At 31.9% G+C, this 17,121-nt stretch carries 19 protein-coding genes; 17 read left to right on the forward strand and 2 right to left on the reverse strand.

The window, feature by feature from the left end; translation table 11 throughout:
* The first annotated feature begins 35 nt into the window (after positions 1-35).
* From asnS to ACTHPI_RS06970, 10 genes are all read left to right on the forward strand, one after another.
* Entirely contained in the window at positions 36-1,334 is a 1,299-nt protein-coding gene (asnS, locus tag ACTHPI_RS06925) for an asparagine--tRNA ligase (RefSeq protein WP_445353437.1), read from the forward strand.
* Between the two features lie 71 nt (positions 1,335-1,405).
* Entirely contained in the window at positions 1,406-2,050 is a 645-nt protein-coding gene (locus ACTHPI_RS06930; RefSeq protein WP_445353438.1) for a DnaD domain protein, read from the forward strand.
* Positions 2,050-2,676: an endonuclease III gene (nth, locus tag ACTHPI_RS06935; protein WP_445353439.1), complete on the forward strand. Its 627-nt coding sequence runs from the start codon at positions 2,050-2,052 to the stop codon at positions 2,674-2,676. Before ACTHPI_RS06930 ends, nth begins: the two co-directional genes overlap by 1 nt.
* A 150-nt stretch (positions 2,677-2,826) precedes the next feature.
* Positions 2,827-3,981: an SLAP domain-containing protein gene (locus ACTHPI_RS06940; RefSeq protein WP_445353440.1), complete on the forward strand. Its 1,155-nt coding sequence runs from the start codon at positions 2,827-2,829 to the stop codon at positions 3,979-3,981.
* A gap of 167 nt (positions 3,982-4,148) precedes the next feature.
* A complete protein-coding gene (locus ACTHPI_RS06945) occupies positions 4,149-5,303 on the forward strand; it encodes an SLAP domain-containing protein (RefSeq protein WP_445353441.1) in 1,155 nt (384 codons plus the stop codon).
* 300 nt (positions 5,304-5,603) lie between these two features.
* Entirely contained in the window at positions 5,604-5,786 is a 183-nt protein-coding gene (locus tag ACTHPI_RS06950; RefSeq protein ID WP_445353442.1) for a hypothetical protein, read from the forward strand.
* Positions 5,787-5,792: 6 nt separating this feature from the next.
* Complete coding sequence (locus ACTHPI_RS06955) at positions 5,793-6,152, forward strand: hypothetical protein (RefSeq protein ID WP_445353443.1); 360 nt, start codon at positions 5,793-5,795, stop codon at positions 6,150-6,152.
* Positions 6,153-6,217: 65 nt separating this feature from the next.
* A complete protein-coding gene (locus ACTHPI_RS06960) occupies positions 6,218-7,135 on the forward strand; it encodes an alpha/beta hydrolase (RefSeq protein ID WP_445353444.1) in 918 nt (305 codons plus the stop codon).
* A gap of 5 nt (positions 7,136-7,140) precedes the next feature.
* Positions 7,141-7,500 (forward strand): hypothetical protein, encoded by a 360-nt coding sequence (locus tag ACTHPI_RS06965; protein ID WP_445353445.1) that lies wholly within the window; start codon positions 7,141-7,143, stop codon positions 7,498-7,500.
* A gap of 107 nt (positions 7,501-7,607) precedes the next feature.
* Positions 7,608-8,366, forward strand: a complete 759-nt coding sequence (locus ACTHPI_RS06970; protein WP_445353446.1) for a nucleoside phosphorylase — start codon at positions 7,608-7,610, stop codon at positions 8,364-8,366.
* A gap of 45 nt (positions 8,367-8,411) precedes the next feature.
* On the opposite strand, the gene ACTHPI_RS06975 is transcribed toward ACTHPI_RS06970, so the two are convergent.
* Positions 8,412-8,606 carry a helix-turn-helix transcriptional regulator gene (locus ACTHPI_RS06975; protein ID WP_445353447.1) on the reverse strand — a complete coding sequence of 65 codons (195 nt, stop codon included), beginning with the start codon at positions 8,604-8,606 and terminating at the stop codon, positions 8,412-8,414.
* On the reverse strand, positions 8,606-9,079 hold the full coding sequence (locus ACTHPI_RS06980; protein ID WP_445353448.1) for a DUF6442 family protein: 474 nt from the start codon (positions 9,077-9,079) through the stop codon (positions 8,606-8,608). The genes ACTHPI_RS06975 and ACTHPI_RS06980 overlap by 1 nt, the downstream gene beginning before the upstream one ends.
* Positions 9,080-9,920: 841 nt before the next feature.
* On the opposite strand from ACTHPI_RS06980, the gene ACTHPI_RS06985 reads away from it, so the two are divergent.
* The 7 genes from ACTHPI_RS06985 to ACTHPI_RS07015 form a co-directional block, all read left to right on the forward strand.
* Positions 9,921-10,754: a replication initiator protein A gene (locus ACTHPI_RS06985; RefSeq protein WP_445353449.1), complete on the forward strand. Its 834-nt coding sequence runs from the start codon at positions 9,921-9,923 to the stop codon at positions 10,752-10,754.
* A gap of 462 nt (positions 10,755-11,216) precedes the next feature.
* Positions 11,217-11,843, forward strand: a complete 627-nt coding sequence (locus ACTHPI_RS06990; RefSeq protein WP_445353450.1) for a GntR family transcriptional regulator — start codon at positions 11,217-11,219, stop codon at positions 11,841-11,843.
* 2 nt (positions 11,844-11,845) lie between these two features.
* Positions 11,846-12,487 (forward strand): NAD(P)H-binding protein, encoded by a 642-nt coding sequence (locus ACTHPI_RS06995; RefSeq protein WP_445353451.1) that lies wholly within the window; start codon positions 11,846-11,848, stop codon positions 12,485-12,487.
* Positions 12,488-12,538: 51 nt separating this feature from the next.
* Positions 12,539-14,473 (forward strand): FAD-dependent oxidoreductase, encoded by a 1,935-nt coding sequence (locus ACTHPI_RS07000; RefSeq protein ID WP_445353452.1) that lies wholly within the window; start codon positions 12,539-12,541, stop codon positions 14,471-14,473.
* Positions 14,474-14,767: 294 nt separating this feature from the next.
* Positions 14,768-15,094: a helveticin gene (locus ACTHPI_RS07005; protein WP_445353453.1), complete on the forward strand. Its 327-nt coding sequence runs from the start codon at positions 14,768-14,770 to the stop codon at positions 15,092-15,094.
* Positions 15,095-15,108: 14 nt separating this feature from the next.
* Positions 15,109-16,128 (forward strand): helveticin J family class III bacteriocin, encoded by a 1,020-nt coding sequence (locus ACTHPI_RS07010; RefSeq protein ID WP_445353454.1) that lies wholly within the window; start codon positions 15,109-15,111, stop codon positions 16,126-16,128.
* Between the two features lie 103 nt (positions 16,129-16,231).
* Positions 16,232-17,121: SLAP domain-containing protein (locus ACTHPI_RS07015; RefSeq protein ID WP_445353455.1), on the forward strand; the 890-nt coding region annotated here is incomplete at its 3' end.

Consider the following 17,121-nt stretch of genomic DNA (forward strand, 5'->3'; position numbering starts at 1 on the left):
GATAAAGTATATTGATGAAGGTGGAGAGAAAAATTATGACAGAATTAATCTCAATTAAAGATTCCTCCAAACATGTTGATGAAGAAGTAAAGATGCATGTTTGGATGACAGATAAACGTTCAAGCGGAAAGATTATTTTCTTGCAATTACGTGATGGTACTGCATTCTTCCAAGGTGTTGTTCGTAAGAACGACGTTTCAGAAGAAGTATTCCAGGCAGCTAAGTCTTTGCATCAGGAAGCAAGCTTTTACCTTACAGGTACTATTCATAAGGATGAACGTTCAAAGTTTGGTTATGAAATCCAAATTAAGGATATTAAAGTAGTAACTAATAATGGAAACTATCCAATCGGTAACAAGGAACATGGTATTGATTTCCTTTTGGATCACCGTCATTTATGGCTTAGAAGTCGTCGTCCATTTGCAATTATGCAAATTAGAAACCAAGCTTTCAAGGGTATTGTTGACTTCTTTGAACAAGAAGGCTTCATTAAGTTTGATGCACCTATTTTGATGCAATCAGCTCCAGAAGGTACTACTGAATTGTTCCACATTGATTACTTTGATCATGATGCATACCTTTCACAATCTGGTCAATTATATGGTGAAGTTGGTGCTGCTGCATTTGGTAAAATTTTTACTTTTGGTCCAACATTTAGAGCAGAAGAATCAAAGACTCGCCGTCACTTGACTGAATTTTGGATGATGGAACCAGAAATGGCTTGGATGCACCAAGATGAATCATTGGATATTCAAGAAAGATTGCTTCAATTTGTTACTAAGAGAATCTTAGATAACTGTGAATATGAATTGCGTCTTTTAGACCGTGATCCAGAAAAACTTCGTCCAACTACTGAAGGTAACTTCCCACGTCTTTCATATGATGATGCAGTTAAGATGCTTCAAGATGCTGGTCGTGACTTCAAGTGGGGTGATGACTTTGGTGCTCCAGATGAAGCTTACATTTCTGAACAATTTGATCGTCCAGTATTTATCATGAACTACCCAACAAGTATTAAGCCATTCTACATGAAGAAGAATCCTGATAATCCTAAGGAATACCTTTGTGCAGATGTTTTAGCACCAGAAGGCTATGGTGAAATTATTGGTGGTAGTGAACGTGAAAGCGACTACGACACATTGAAGGCTCAAATTGAAGAAGCAGGATTGAATGAAAAAGATTACGAATGGTACCTTGACCTTCGTAGATATGGTTCAGTTCCTCACTCTGGATTTGGTATTGGTTTTGAAAGATACCTTGGCTGGATTTGCAAGTTAGATCACATTCGTGAAGCAATTCCATTCCCAAGAATGATTAACCGTTTGGAACCTTAATAATTTTAAAAGATAATAAAAAAGTTGGACTTGTAATAGTTCAGCTTTTTTGTTTAGAAAGGATAAAGCTTTTGGAATATAATAGTTATCGTGCGCTTGGTTTTACTACACTTCAAAACGGCTTAATTGCTTATTATCCGCAATTAGGAATTAGTGATATTCAGTTGATATTAATTATTCAGTTAGAAGCTTTTAATCAGCGTGGGGAACATTTTCCTTCAAATGAAAAAATAGCCTCTAATACTAATTTAACTACTAATGATGTCGCAAATCTTATCCAGCAAATGATTGACCAAGGATTATTATCAATTGAACAAACCACCGATTCAAAAGGAATGATTGGTAATCGTTATAACTTGAATCCTTTGTATAAAAAGTTGGATAATTATCTTAACGATCATATTATTATTAAAAATAATCAAACTAATAAAACTGTTGAAGTAGCGGATAGTTTAGAAAATAATCCAGTTAATATGTTGGCAAGGCAATTTGAAATTGAATTTGGTCGTTATTTAAGTCCGATTGAGCGACAAGAGTTGTCTGCATGGCTTACAGTAGACCATTATTCACCAGAAATTATTAAAATGGCTCTGCGTGAAGCTGTTTTATCGCAAGTTTATAGTTTAAAGTATGTTGATAGAATCTTATTAAATTGGCAAAGACATAATTTGAAGACAGTTTATGAAGTTAAGCAATTTTTACAGAGGAATCGATAATGACAAAAGAAACATTATTAAGTGATGATGAGGCAAGGGAAGTATTAAATAAAATTGATAGCTTGTATCCTGATGCAAAAGGAGAGCTCAAATGGGATACTAAGTTTCATTTGTTATGTGCAGTATTAATGAGTGCTCAAACAACAGATAAAATGGTTAATCGTGTGATGCCAAAGTTTATTGAAGATTTTCCAACTCCTCAAGATTTAGCTAATGCTTCGATTGAAGATATTGAAAATGACATTAAGCAAATAGGTCTATATCATTCTAAGGCAAAACATTTAAAAGAATCAGCACAGATTATAGTTGATAAGTTTAACGGTCAAATTCCAAATGATAAAAAATTATTAATGACTCTCCCGGGTGTAGGTGAAAAAACAGCAAATGTGGTATTGGCAGAAGGGTTCGGCAGACCAGCTATTGCAGTTGATACACATGTTTCTAGAATTTCTAAGAAATTCAAAATTGTTGATGAAAAGGCTACTCCCCATGAAATAGAAAAAAGATTAGAAGAACTTCTTCCTAAGGAAAAATGGATCCATACGCACCATGCTATGATTTTATTTGGGCGTTATACAATGCCATCAAGAGCTAAGGGAGATCCATATTCATATTTACCAAAATAAGACAAATGAAAAAATCAGTCGGGTTATAGTTAATATAAGTATGATTAGACTGATTTTTTGTTTTTATGATTTTAAAAAAATAGTGAAAATGTTTAAATGGCTGATTAAAATTTGTTACAATATAAAAAATAAAGCAAAAGAGGAAAAACTATGAAACTAAATAAGAAAATTTCTGCAGTTGCACTTTCAGCAACTCTTCTAATTAGTCCAATTGCGTTAACTAGTGTGCATAATTCGCTAGCGCCAAATACAGTCCAAGCAGCAAGCTCCCTGAAAGGCAAAATTACTTTAGTCAAAAGTTACTCTAACCCAATGATTTATGATAAAAATGGTAAAATGCTTGCACATCAGCCACAAGATTTTGACTTCACTAAACCTCTTAAGTTTTATGGCCAAATTATAACTGTTAATGGTCCAAAGATTTATGCGGAAGCTTTTATTAATGGTGAACCTCAAACAATTATTAATGGTGAAGAATATGTTGACTTGGGCGATGGCGGCTATATTCTAGCTAAGAACGTTGGCTCTTATAGTTGGAAGACTGGCGTCCTTACTTTAATCAGGGATTCTTACGTTTATAATAAAAATGGTAAGAAATTATCAACTTATCGTGGACAAAAGGCTTTCTATAAAGCTCGTTCAAGTGTGAAATATACTGGTAAATTGTATACTTACCATCCAAATTCATTCATTAACATCGGAAATGGTTACTATCTTAACACCAGTTCTGTTAATACTATGAATGGTAAAGGTGTTTTGAAGTTAAATACTAATTCTGCCATCTATAATAAGGCTGGAAAGCGAATTACTTTTAATGGCAAGAGAACTTTAGCTAAATATAGTTTAGTTAATTATTCTGGCAAGAGAAAAGCCACAACTAAAAATGATGATTATTACTATTACAGTGGAAACAAAAAATATAGTATCCCTACCATTAAAATTCATGGTCAAAATTATTACTCTTTAGGTGGCGGTGCTTACATTAAATCCATCAATGTTGATTCAATCAACGGTCATGCACTTTTCCGTGATGGTGGTTCTACTACAGTAATCCCACGTAGTGACATCTTCATTTATAATAATGATCTTCAAAAAACTAAAAAGTTTGTAAAACAAGGTCAAAAAATCAAGGTTGACTTTACTAAATCAACTGGTCAAGGAGATATGGCTCAACGCTGGTTTAGAATTGCTGGTACTAAGGGAAGCAACGCACAATGGCTTCTTTGGGGCGATGATAGTGAATATGGCTATATGAATGATCAGTATTCAGGTAATTTAATTGTAAGAACTAGAATTGAAGACTAAAGTTTGAAAAGCAGGACATTATGTTCTGCTTTTTTTGAATAGTTATCCTAAAAGATTACGAAGACTTTCATGAATAAAGTGAATATTTTTCATTGACATTATTTATTTTTAATAAAGTCTGGTACAATTAATAATTGTATTTGAGAAATGAAAAAAAGGAAGAGACTATGAATTTTAATAAAAAGTTATCTGTAGCTATTATTTCTGCATCGGTGTTGTTTAACCCTCTAGTGATGAATGAGTCAAGCTTAACAAGCAAGCCTCAATCTGTTAAAGCCACCACTATATCAAAAGGACAAATTACTTTAGTGAAGAAGTTTAATACTCCACTTGTCTATGATAAAGATGGTAAGCTTTTAGACCATCAACCACAAAATATTGATTTTAGTAAATCATTTAAATATTATAGCAAGCCTGTTGTATTGGATGGAGCTAAGATATACTCAGAGTCCTACATTAATGGAATGCCACAAATTATTATTAATGGAAAAGAATATCTTGACTTAGGTGATGGTGGTTATATTTTAGCTAAAAACGTAGGTACATATTCATGGACAAATGGTATATTCACTTTGAGCAAAGCTTCTTATGTCTATAATGAAAAGGGTAAAAAATTATCAACTTATCGTGGTAAAAAAGCGTATTATCCTGCACATTCAAGTATAAAGCATGATGGGCAGCTTTATACGTATCGTCCTAATTCTTACGTTAATATTGGTAATGATCAATATATTAGTACTGATGATATAGATACGATAGATGGTAAGGGTGTCTTAAAACTAAAGGTTAAAACAGCAGTTTATAACAAAAATGGTAAAAGAACTAGTTATAATGGTAAAAAGTTTTTAGCTAAATATGACTTGGTTAACTATTCTGGTAGTAAAAAATCTGCAACTAAAAAAGATGACTATTACTACTATGATGGTAATAAGAAATATAGTATTCCAATAACTAAAATCCATGGTCAAGATTATTATTCATTAGGTGGAAATGCTTACGTCAAAGTTATCAATGTCGATTCAATTAATGGACATGCACTACTTCGAAATGGCGGTTCAACAGTTGTAATTCCACGTGGTGATATCTTTATTTATAATCATAATTTTAAGAAAACTAATAAGTTTATAAAACAAGGTAAAAAAATTAAGGTTGATAAAACTGAAGTAACAGGTAAAGGAGATTCTGCTCAACGTTGGTTTAAAATAGCAGGTACTAAAGGAAGCAAGGCTGAATGGCTTCTTTGGGGCGATGATAGTGAGTATGGCTATGGCAATGATACATTTGCTGGTAACTTATTTGTAAGAACTAGAATTGAAGATTAAAATAAAAAAGATGCATCCGAATTAGATGCGTCTTTTTTAATATAAAATTATTTAACTTTATTCTGAAATGCTATAATACATTGTAAGAAAAAGAAAAAGCCAAAAACCTTTTAAAGTTTTTGACTATTCTTGATATCTTATATAAAATAGCTGAGATAATCAGTTTATCCTTTTAGTAATTAAAAGAATCTTCTTAAAAAGTACAACCTAAAATAGAACTTTTAAGAAGCAAATAGAACCCGAGTATTCTACCTGCTTCTTCAGTATAACATAAAATTTAGAAAAGGAAGTAAACTTATTATGGCTAGTGAATCGCAACGCAAGGCAAACAAACGTTATAAAGAAAAACATAAAGAGCAGCAACAGTTATATGTTAAGCGATCAACAACGAGAAATTTTTTAAAGAATTATGCAAGCCTTGACGACTTGCAAGAAATGCAAGAGATAATTGATACAAGACTTAAACAATTAGAAAATAAATAGATTAGTATGAGTTTGAAAGATGAATGGCAAGACACTAAGCGTGTCTTTAAACAGTATAAAAGTGACTGGAAAAAAGAATCCGCTCAAAAGTTGCCAGCTCGTAAAAAGAAAATTATTATTTGGTTATTCTCTGTTTTAGCTGTAGGAATTTTAATTTTGCCATGGTTAAATTTAAAGAATGTAGCATATTTTTTAGATGCTGTAGTGGCATTCTTGTTAGTGGATGATGGTTATCCTTTGGCATATGTCTTTGGTAGACGAGGGATGAGTCGTATATTTTCTCTTATCTTAAGTTTACTAATTGGCTTAGTAATCATAATAATTGCTGGAGTGTATATTTTTGTAACTCCGGATGTCTTTAAATAATAAATAGAAGGTTCATTATATCTTTTTGAGTTGTGAATTATAATTTCTTTTTAGTTGGTCAAAAAATGAAGAAAAAACTACTATTATCATCATTACTATTATCAGGAGCTACATGGCTTGCCAGTGAATACTTCTTCAAATATGCTATGACACCATTTAATAAAGATGTAGATTCAAAAGCTATTTCTGGCAAAGATCCGCTTTTTTCAGAAAAAACATGGTATAAAAACTTTCCCAAGCAAAAATGGGTACTTAAAGTTGAACCGAAGATAAAACTATTTGCTCACTACTTAGACAATCACTCTGATAAAACTGTGATTCTACTCCATGGCTTCATGAGCGATGGCGACAGTATGGCTGGTTTTGGCAAAATGTTTTATGATTGGGGTTATAATGTCCTATTGCCAGATGCTCGTGCCCACGGTAGAAGTCAAGGCAAGTATATAGGTTATGGATTTAGAGAAAAAGAAGATATTCTGAAATGGATCAAGTCAGTTATTATTAAAAATGGTCAAAATCAAAAAATTGTTATCATGGGACAGAGTATGGGTGGTGCTACGACGATGATGGTTAGCGGACTTAACCTACCTAAACAAGTTAAATGTTTTATCGAAGATTGTGGTTATTCAAGCGTTAAAGAAGAAATAACATATCAGGCCCAAGAAGCAATTAAATTGCCTAAAATTTTATGTAAACCACTAGTTGAAGGTGTTAGTATCATTAACAAAAGACGAAATAAATTTTTCTTAGAAGAAGCTTCAAATATTAAGCAACTTAAGAAAAATACTCGACCAATTTTCTTTATTCATGGAAAGCGTGATCACGTTGTCCCAACTAAGATGGTTTATGAAAACTATAAAGCAACTAACGCTCCCAAAGAATTATGGGTAACACAACTTGCAAGTCATGCACAATCTTATCCGATGTATAAAGAAGAATACGAAGAAAAAGTTAGAATGTTTTTGCAAAAATATGTGAGGTAGTTATTATGAGTCTTAAAGATGAATGGCAGGATACCAAGCACGTCTTCAAACAATATAAAGATAACTGGAGAAAGGAATCTGCTCAAAAAATACCAGCTAGAAGAAAGAAGATTCTTATTTGGATATTTTCTGTTTTAGCTATGGGTATTGTAGTTTTACCATGGCTTAACCTAAAATATATTGCTTATCTTTTAGACGCCGCAATTGCTTTTCTTTTAATAGATGATGGTAACCCTTTGGCATATGTCTTTGGCAGGAGGGGAGTTAGTCGATTAATTTCTTTTATTCTAAGTTTTTTAATTGGCTTAATAATTGTAGTTATTGCTGGAATTTATATTTTCATAATTCCGGATGTGTTTAGATAGGGCTCAGTATAAATGGTGTTAATGGGCAACTAACACTCATTAACTAATTTACAGCATTTCAAAAATATGCCATAATCATAACAATACATTTTTAGGAGGGATGCCTTATGTCAAAATTTTTGCTTGATTATGATAAAGACCAACACTCTGTCCTTGAACCTACACATGAAAAGCTGCCGTATCATTTCCATAAGAAACTTCTCTATGTATTCGTAGAAAAGAAGGATATTGATGAATTTTTGAAAAAGTATCCCCATCAATCCATCGGTGAATTTTTAACTATCTCTTTTAATCCAACTATCTATGAAGTGGAAGTTAATGGACAAAAGTTTACTTTGTGTCAAGCACCTCTTGGAGCACCAGCTGCAGTACAGCTTCTTGATTGGCTAATTGGGTATGGTGTTAAGCAAGTTTTAGCAGTTGGTAGTGCTGGAGCAATTAGTGACTTACCTGAAAACAAGATGTTTCTAGTTAAAAGAGCTTTGCACGATGAAGGTACGTCTTTGCATTATTTGCCAGCATCAAACTTCATTGATCTTGAAACAAACTGGCGTAATATTGTTCGTGCAACATTAACTAAGCTAAAATTAGATGTTGAAGATGTTACAACTTGGACTACTGATGGCTTTTTTAGAGAAACTAAGAAAAAGGTTATAACTGCTAAATCATTGGGATGCGAATTAGTAGAAATGGAGTGCTCTGCAATGGCTAGTTGTTGTCAATTCCGCGGTGTTGATTTTAGCCAGATTTTATTTACCGCTGACAGCTTAGCTGATATTGAAAATTATGACGAACGAAATTGGGGCAATGATTCCCATAGTATAAGTTTAGAAATTGGAAGTATCGTATTAGGTGAAATTGAATAACTAAAAAAGCTGCTATTTTGAATAGTAGCTTTTTTAGTGCGAAAATTATTCCGGCCAAAATAATTCATCTAATGTCTTATCTAATGCCTGACAAATGTTAATACATAAGTTAATAGTTGGATTGTAATTTCCTTTTTCAATTGCAGAAATTGTCTGTCTGGTTACTCCAACTTCTTTAGCTAGCTCAGCTTGAGATAAATCTTTAGCAGCACGAGCTGCTTTCATTTTCAAGTTTTTCATTAAGCATCATCTCTTTTACTGCGGTAGTTAACATATAAAACTGCAATTCCCATAGTAATCAAATATACTGCTAACATACCAAATGTCACAATACTAGTAAGGTCCTGATTAAGGCTCGTAATGCAGAAATATGCTTCCATAAGTCCGCAAACAATTAAAAGAAAACCGTTACCAGCCATGTGCTTTTCTTTCATTCTAAAATAAGCTTGGTTGATAACATCATAAATGCTAGTTACAAAACATCCGCAATATAAGGGAATAATACTGAATAAGTAACTAGAAAACTTGATGTTAAACATTTCTAAGTACATCATAAGTACTGCTACAATCGTTATTGTGAAAAATCCGTACTTGTAACCACGATTGCGAATTGCTTCTTGTCGTTCGTCGTAGTTACCTTTCTTTTTTTGTGACCACATTATAGCAATGAGTGTAATGACACATATGGTAATAAAAATGATTGTTAATTCCATTTTTGTTCCTCCGTTAAATCCTTTTTTGTTTGATTTAGTTATAATAATATAATATTTATTACTTTTTATAAAATATATTTTACATTGGAGTGCGAAAATTGGTAGAAAATAATAAAAAATACCCAGTAGTTTAAAGTTACTTGGTGTTTTTATTATTTTATTTAATTGTACTGATATATTTAGGAATTAATGATAGTTTATTGTTAATAGGGACAGTTAATAAATAATCTTATACTACAAGTTCTTGTTAAAGGGCGTTATTTTTAGATCTTTAGAAGAGATGCGAAAGGATTTATACTCTGATGAAGATTAATCATATTACAAGTTTTGATTGATAATGGTAATCATGATAATTTGAAAAGAAAAAATTATTGATAAAAAAGTTTAAAAGCACCTAAAAGGGTGCTTTTTTCTTACTCTTTCAACGGAAGTCTACTTTTTAGACTTCTAGAAGTAGACAAAACAGACCTCTTAAAGTCTACTTAATAGACTTGATAAAGATAGAGTTAATAAAGATTAAATATAAAAAGATTCTTGATTGATCAATCAAGAAAGTTATAAGTATTTACTTAATCAAGGGATGCAAAAAAGGCACATCTGAAAATTATATTTTCAAATATGCCTAACAATGGTACAATAAGTTTAAATATTTAAAAAAACAAAATAAAAAGACAAAACAAAAAGCTCGTCTTTCAGATTGAGACCCTGGACAACGAACTTTTGTTAGATGCTTTTATGCATTGCTATAGTAATTATACCAAGATTGGTACAAATTTCAATAGCATTGCATATTAAGCCTGCAAAAGTTACTCAAGATGAGCTAACCTTGGAGGTTATTTTTATGAAATTAAATAGCATTGCACTTTTTAACGATAATCATAGTAAGAAAGCTACATTTCTCAAGTATTTTAGCTTTTTAGATAATAAAAAATACGCTCATCTTCCTGAAAAAGCTAAGAAGTTGTATAGCTTATTTTACAATCGTTATAAACTTTCAAAAATTAATAAAAATAAATTTACTGATGAAGATGGAAATTTGTTTTTCAATTATACATTAGAGTCAATTGAAGAAGCGCTTAATTGCTGTCATGAAACTGCTTTAAAATATAAAGACATGCTTATTAAGTGCGGTCTAATTGCTCAACAGCGCTTGGGACTTAATAAGGCTAATCGTTATTACTTGTTAGAGCCAGAATATGAAGACGCTGACCTTTATGAAGAAAAGCCTGTCCAAGTTAACCCAACTAAACAGCGCAAAAAGATTAAAAAAGCTAAAACAACACCTGACTCTCATGAGAAAGCTACCACTATGCCATTTTTCATGAATGAATCAGGATATAATTTATTGCTTGCCTTTAAGAATTATGGATTTTTAACGAGCAAGCGACAAATCAAGCAAGTCAGAAATACATTAAGTTCAATTGCTCACCAAATGGAAAAAGATATAGTTAAGGCAAATCTATTGACACATGAAGAGTTTTTCCATATGTTCATTGAATATACTCCAGCTCAAGTTGCTACGCAGGAGGCTTTTAAGCAAGTCTTATTCCGCATTAAGGAACACTTGGATTTAGGAGAAAGCATCGTTAATTTTGGTGCTTATTTGCGTCGGGCAACAGAATATGGCTTATATGATGTACTGGTTAAAAGGATTAATGAAGTGAGAAATTTATAATTTTAATATGTTATTGACTTTAATTTTGAAAAAAATAGATAAGTTGATGCCCCACATCAATCGTTTTTTGCGCGCATTATTTAGGTTTAAGAAATCAAGTTAATTCTAAAAACAAGAAAGGATTCAAAGCTAGGCAACGCACCTAGATTGAATCCTTTTTGCTTTCAATCAGTGAAATCATATAGTTAGAGTCGGAAAGAAAACACTAATTGAAAATGATTACATTATTTGATACTACTATATTGTAGCGCTTCCTAACTTTAGAATAAAGGATAAAGCCTTATTTTTTTAAAATAATTGTTAAAAAAACTTGTATACAAGTTATCTTATGAAAACGCTTGCTTATAAAAGTTGAATGAACTACTATACAATTGTAAGCAAAATGAAAGAAGGTAAGAAAAGTATTCATATAAAACATAATCAATTATCTCTTCTGCTATAATTTGTTTAAGAGGTATTAAAATGACAAACCAAAAAAAGGCATACAATTATATTAAAGAACAAATTATAACAGGAAAATATCGTCCAGGTCATTTGCTTTCAGAAAACCAAATGGGAATTAGATTGAATTTATCTAGAACTCCTATTCGTGAAGCGATTAATATGCTGGAAACTGAAGGTCTGATTGAGCGAAATGGACAAGAGACACGTGTTACAAATATAACAGCTGAAGAATTAAAAGAAAACTACGATTTACGTTCAATGTTAGAAGCATATGCTTTAAAGAAGAACTTTGATAATTTAGATGAAGTTAAGCTTATTAATATTAAAAAGCAACTTATTCAAGCTGGCCAAGAACAAAATTGGTCACAGTATATTATTTTGGATAAAAAACTACATTTATATTTAACTAGTTCTGCTAACGATTCTACTTTACAAAAGAGCTTAGATTTACTAAATAATCAAACTGATAGAATGCGCTATACAATTGATGAAAGTAAATTATGTGTTAGAACATGTGTCAAAGAGCTAATTGAAATTATTGATACTATTTTAAATAAGGATAAAAATTTAACAATTGAGCTCTTACAAGATCATATTAGTAAGGTCTTTTCTTGGGAGAGCGAGTATTTTAAACAAGAGGCATAAAAATGATAAAAGTTATTGTATTAGGTGCACATGGTCAAGTTGCACAATTAACTGAAAAAATGTTGTTTGCTGACAAAGATGTTGAAACTACTTTATTTTTGCGTAATGCATCCCGCCTAAGTCAAGATAAAGATAAGGCAAAGATTATTGAAGGTGATGCAACAAACGAGCATGAACTTGAAGAAGCAATTAAGGGTCAAGACATAGTTTATGCAAATTTAGGTGGAACTGATACAATCGTCAAACAAGCAAAAGCAGTTGTAGAAGCAATGAATAAGGATAAAGTTAAGCGTTTGATTTGGATTTCAACACTTGGAATTTATGATGAAGTTGCTGGTAAGTTTGGTGAGTGGAATAAGCAAACCTTAGGCAATTACATTACTGAATACGCAAAAGCTGCAAAGATTATTGAAGATTCAGATCTTGACTACACTATAATTCGTCCAAGTTGGATGACCAATAAAGATGAAGTTGATTATCAAAAATCTAAAAAAGGTGAAGAGATAACCAATACTGAAGTTTCCAGAAAGTCTGTCGCTTCATATGTTTATGAATTAATTAAGAATCCTAAAGAGGATATTGATGAATCTATCGGTTTAGAAAAACCTCATACTGAAGGTGACAAGCCAGAATGGTATAGATAGTTTTTATTTTTTAGATATAGATGTAAGCGCTATTAATAAGAGGAAACAACTATGACAAATGGTAGTTTTATAGGGAGTGCTAAAGGAATGCACGCCCCAGTAAAGGTAAAAGTAGAGATTGATAATGATAAGATTACCGCGGTTCACATTGATTTGGGTGAAGGTGCAAGCGGATATGCAAAGGTTGCTCAAAATTTAGAAGAACAAATTTTGAAAAAACAATCTAGTGACTTAGATGCTGTTTCTGGAGCTTCAGTTACTTCAAGAGCTGTAAAGAATGCAACTTTTAAGGCATTGAATAAAGCTGATCTTGAAAAAGCAGACTATTCTTTAAAAAACGGTACATATTCTGCAAGTGCTCATGGTCATGGAGGACCAGTAACCGTAGAAGTAAATACAAATGATAATAAAATTACTGCTGTAAAAGTGACAAAGCAAACTGAAAGTCCTTATGTTGGTGATACTGCGATGAAGGTAATCCCAGCAGAAATTGTTAAGCAGCAAACCTTGAATGTTGATGCTATCACAGGTGCCACAATGACTTCTGAAGCAGTTATTAATGCCGCAACTAAAGCTGTCGCCCAAGCAGGAAATGCTCAAGCATGGTCACAAAAGCCATTTATTAAGAAAACTGCTCCTGCAAAGGACCTCACAACTGATATAGTCATTGCAGGTGGAGGGTTAAGTGGCCTATCTACTGCAGCTTTTGCTGTTAAAAAAGGATTAAAAGTAGTAGTTTTAGAAAAGAATGACCAAATAGGTGGTTCATTTAGATATGCTGCAGGTGCTTTTGCTACTCATGGATCAAAAGCTCTTCAAAAGATTAATCAAGATAATAATATGAATGAACTTTTATCTTGGATTAAAAAAGCCAACCAAGATAATCCTGGAAGTTCAATGAACATGGACTTTGTAAAATATCTTCTTAATAATTCTGGAAAGACTTTTGATGAATTACTTGAAATAGGCAAAACTGACCCTAAGTTTTTCTTGAGATTTCCATATATTTGCGCTGGTTTTGGACCTGGTGGTCAAGTTGCGCAAATCCTAGAAAGTTATATTGAGTCTAATGGTGGACTCATTCTTAGGGCAACCACTATAACAAAGATAAATATGAAAGATGGTGTAGCTGTCGGTGTTCAAGCTAAAAACAGCAATGGTGAATTTACTATTAATGCTAAAAATATAGTAATTGCTACAGGTGGTGCTTCATATTCTAAAGAAAAACTGCTTCAAGAAAGTATGCCTAGCTTAAAAAATGTTCACGTATTTAATGAAGCAAATTTAGGCAATACTGGTGATGGCTATAATTTGCTTAAAGAAATTGGTGCAAAAATTGATACTAATAATGTTTATAAAAGTGCAGAGTTAGATTTTACTCCGATGCTTTATACTAATTTTAGTAATGAACCAGATTATAGCAAAGCTATTGTAATTAATGATAATGGGCAGCGTTTTACTAATGAAGCACCGTTTAGCTTTTTGAATTTGACAACTGCCTTATATCGTGAAGGGAGTTCAAGGTATTACTTAATTTATGATGCTGATCAAGTAGCAGATGACTTTAAGAAGAAACTTGCTAAAATCCCTCAAGGTCCTAAAACGGTTGTTCATGCACAAACAATTGATGAATTAGCCAATAAAATTAATATTGACTCTAATAGTCTTCAAGAAACTTTCGCTAAATATCAAATAGCTTGTGAAAATGGTAGCGATAAATTTGGTAAACCTGCTGAGGATTTAATTAAATTCACTGGTAAAAACGGTTACTACGCTATTTATACAATGCCTGGTTCATGGGGAACAATTGGCGGTGTAAAAATCAATCAAAAAATGCAAGTAGAAAAAGAAGACGGAGATTATTTTGATAATATATATGCGGTCGGAGAAATGTCAACTGGTGATTTGTTCTCAGACTATTATATGATTGGTTTTTCTCTTTCGGATTATTCAACTGAAGGTCGACTTGTTGCCGAAGAGTTGTAAAAAATGAAAGAGAGTACGGTAGCTGTAATAATATTTATTTTTTGTATAACTATAAAAGAAAAGGAGTTAACGAACGCAACTAGTTAACTCCAATCATGACCTAAAATATTATAGATTTAGCTAATCCTTGTGATTAGCTTTTTTGTTGTCGCATAATAAGTTTACTTATAGTGATTTTCTTTTATCTAGTTAAGCAAGTCGTTGATGAGAATGATAACCAACAAATTCTCTAAAAAGAAGAAAAATACATAACTAGTAAATCAAAAATTCAAATTAGTTAAGGGATAGGTTGTTATGACTTTTAGTGACTATTTTGAACTATGTGGTTTAATTTTGTGGATCATCAGCCTAATTGGAGCTGGAGTATTAGGACATTTACATCTTAAGAACCAGCGCTTAACTGAATTTCAAGACACCGCGAAAACACTAATGACTGATTACGTTTACTTCTATGATAAGGCAGTAATGTCAGATGATAAGAAGCTAAACAATGTAGTTAATGCCGTGGTTGATGGTCTGCAAAGAAAGGGATTTAAGGTAACAGAAGAAGACGTGCAAAACATCTTTGCAGGAGTTGAAAAAGCTGTTACTGAGCTTAGGTTTAAGCAAAAAGAAAATTAATTGGAGGAAGAAACATGAGATTTATTAAACCTACTACAAGTGTAAATGTAGAAAAGAGTTTTGAAGTAAGTACTGGACATGGTTCAGTGATTCAAAAAGGTAATGTAACAAAAGACAATATTTACGCATTACAATTATGGAATAATCAAGAAGAGATTAGAGTTTATAGAGGTTCAATAAATGATCCTAAGAATTTGAATATTTTGAAGTTTAAAGGTAATGGAGCTGCTGGTCACCATACACAAACTTGGGAATATTCCGGTAAAAAGAATAATTGGTTTATTGGAACTAAACCCGTTGGTAGTTGGTGTAGTCAAATTGCAAGAGTTGATATTGTATCTGATGGAGTAAATCATAATAGCAACTTAGATTTTGCTAGAATTGCATGGTTAAGTCATGCTGGTAAAATGGATTATCCTGGTGATGACATGGTACGTTCTGAAGCAGCTGTATCACCTAATTACGAAAAGCTTTTAATTGCGACTATTGATAAAGCTGGTACAGGCTACTTTTCAATTTATAAATTATCACTAATTAATAAGGCATTGGATAACGTTAAGAACTTATCTCCAGAAAAGAGATATATAAAGATCAATGACTTAGAATATGCACTTGATTCATCATTTAAGGTTACAGAATTTTATAATAAAAATGCAGATAAGTATGATAACTTTGTTTTAAACTCTGTACAAGGATATGACTTAGATAATTATGGTAATATTTATGTAACAAGTCAAAAGTCTCCTGATATTGATAAAAGAACTGGTAAATTTGAAGCACATCATAAACAAATTTTAAAAATTCCTGCTTATGCAAGAAATGATTCAAGCAGATGGAGCACTTTAGACTTAAGTGCAGCAGGAGTGATTGATATTAAAGGAAAAGGACTTCATTCAGAAGTTGAAAGTATCCAAATTATTGATGAAAATTATGGATATTTAACTGTTGCTTATCATGAATCAAGAGGAACTAAGCCAAAGTGTTACTCATATACTTCTAAGAATATGATTTATAAAATTAAATGGTCTGATTAGTTATATGCAAAAAGCGTGAACTCTAAAATTCACGCTTTTTGTATTGAATTAAATAAATCATTATTGGATAATAAAATTAATCTAATAAAAGGAGAAATATTTCATGAATTTACATAAGAAATTATTATCAATAGGAGCTATAACATTAATTGGACTATTACCTTTTGCTTCTAGCACAGTTCAGGCTGCCAATAAAGTAGTAACTAAAAAAACAATGCATAATTCTGCAATTTATAATAAAGATGGTAAAAATACTGGAACAGTATTTGCTTCATATCAAGATGTAGAATTTGATTCTGATCCTGTTAAGATTAATGGAGAATATTATTACAAGATCACATATCAAGATAAATACATTAAATTAACTAATATTGACGGTGTTCAAAGAAAAGTTGATTCAAATGCATATGTTTATGCAACAAGTACTAAGCGTGCTAATAAAAAAGTACTGAAAAAAGGCACAACAATTACAACTTATGGTGGAAGTTATAAATTTAAAAACGGTAAAAAATACTATCGTGTAGGTGGACCAAAGAAGCAATATGTAAAGGTTGCTAACTTGAGCAAATCAGCTAAAGAAGTTCCGACTCCTGCAAAAGAACAAGAAGCTACTGCTACAGTTAAATCAAGCGTGGCTGCAATTTATACTGGAGAAGGTAAAAACGATACACAGCTTAAAATAGTAAAAAAGAATTTGAAAGTAGGAAGCAAATTTACTGTTGATTATTTTTCAGATACTCCGTTTTCGGGTTATTTCCCTTCAACTCAATATGGAAATGCTCCAATGTATCGAATAAAAGGAACCAATAACTGGTTACATTTTGCGGATGTAAAAGTTAATAAAGAATTGCCACAATATGATTATAATGATGAACATTATTCACGTATTAGATTTGTGAAAGCAACTGATGTGTATAATGCAGATGGAACTATAAGAGATCTTGGTGGACAGAAAATCAAGAAGCAATGGGGTGCTTTCAAAGTAGATAAACT

Source organism: Lactobacillus sp. PSON (assembly GCF_052615405.1).

Coding starts and splice junctions, on each gene's coding strand:
- ACTHPI_RS06940 (WP_445353440.1), top strand. CDS start 2,827: ATGAAACTAAATAAGAAAATTTCTGCAGTTGCACTTTCAGCAACTCTT.
- ACTHPI_RS07000 (WP_445353452.1), top strand. CDS start 12,539: ATGACAAATGGTAGTTTTATAGGGAGTGCTAAAGGAATGCACGCCCCA.
- ACTHPI_RS07010 (WP_445353454.1), top strand. CDS start 15,109: ATGAGATTTATTAAACCTACTACAAGTGTAAATGTAGAAAAGAGTTTT.
- ACTHPI_RS06945 (WP_445353441.1), top strand. CDS start 4,149: ATGAATTTTAATAAAAAGTTATCTGTAGCTATTATTTCTGCATCGGTG.
- ACTHPI_RS06990 (WP_445353450.1), top strand. CDS start 11,217: ATGACAAACCAAAAAAAGGCATACAATTATATTAAAGAACAAATTATA.
- ACTHPI_RS06995 (WP_445353451.1), top strand. CDS start 11,846: ATGATAAAAGTTATTGTATTAGGTGCACATGGTCAAGTTGCACAATTA.
- ACTHPI_RS06980 (WP_445353448.1), bottom strand. CDS start 9,079: ATGGAATTAACAATCATTTTTATTACCATATGTGTCATTACACTCATT.
- asnS (WP_445353437.1), top strand. CDS start 36: ATGACAGAATTAATCTCAATTAAAGATTCCTCCAAACATGTTGATGAA.
- ACTHPI_RS06970 (WP_445353446.1), top strand. CDS start 7,608: ATGTCAAAATTTTTGCTTGATTATGATAAAGACCAACACTCTGTCCTT.
- ACTHPI_RS06960 (WP_445353444.1), top strand. CDS start 6,218: ATGAAGAAAAAACTACTATTATCATCATTACTATTATCAGGAGCTACA.
- ACTHPI_RS07005 (WP_445353453.1), top strand. CDS start 14,768: ATGACTTTTAGTGACTATTTTGAACTATGTGGTTTAATTTTGTGGATC.
- ACTHPI_RS06975 (WP_445353447.1), bottom strand. CDS start 8,606: ATGAAAAACTTGAAAATGAAAGCAGCTCGTGCTGCTAAAGATTTATCT.
- ACTHPI_RS06955 (WP_445353443.1), top strand. CDS start 5,793: ATGAGTTTGAAAGATGAATGGCAAGACACTAAGCGTGTCTTTAAACAG.
- nth (WP_445353439.1), top strand. CDS start 2,050: ATGACAAAAGAAACATTATTAAGTGATGATGAGGCAAGGGAAGTATTA.
- ACTHPI_RS06985 (WP_445353449.1), top strand. CDS start 9,921: ATGAAATTAAATAGCATTGCACTTTTTAACGATAATCATAGTAAGAAA.
- ACTHPI_RS06950 (WP_445353442.1), top strand. CDS start 5,604: ATGGCTAGTGAATCGCAACGCAAGGCAAACAAACGTTATAAAGAAAAA.
- ACTHPI_RS06965 (WP_445353445.1), top strand. CDS start 7,141: ATGAGTCTTAAAGATGAATGGCAGGATACCAAGCACGTCTTCAAACAA.